This is a genomic window from Vibrio sp. 10N.222.49.C9 (assembly GCF_041474985.1).
Lineage (GTDB): Bacteria > Pseudomonadota > Gammaproteobacteria > Enterobacterales > Vibrionaceae > Vibrio > Vibrio crassostreae_C.
The window spans coordinates 1-212 of sequence record NZ_JBFRVD010001051.1 but is presented as its reverse complement, the minus strand read 5'-3'; the positions used below and the strand labels follow the sequence as shown (position 1 = coordinate 212).

General features: G+C 52.8%; 1 protein-coding gene. It reads right to left on the bottom strand.

The window, feature by feature from the left end:
• Nucleotides 1-193, bottom strand: a 193-nt coding sequence (locus AB4585_RS26855; protein ID WP_372171784.1) for a cation:proton antiporter, incomplete at its 3' end; no start/stop codon positions are given.
• Nucleotides 194-212: the final 19 nt, after the last annotated feature.

Genomic DNA, 212 nt, shown 5'->3' with positions numbered 1-212 from the left:
CCCCTAGCTCAGAGAAGTGCAGTATTGCATCAACATCGCTGATCAAGGAAAGCCCCCACGGACCAATAACCACACCCGCCAGCAAATAACCTAAGACGCTGCCCAATCCAAGGCGTTGCGCCAATGGAACAGCCACAACCGCAGCACCAAGAAACAGTACCCCACTCTCAATCAGCTCATTATTCATGGCCATCGGTGTACTCCTCCAGACT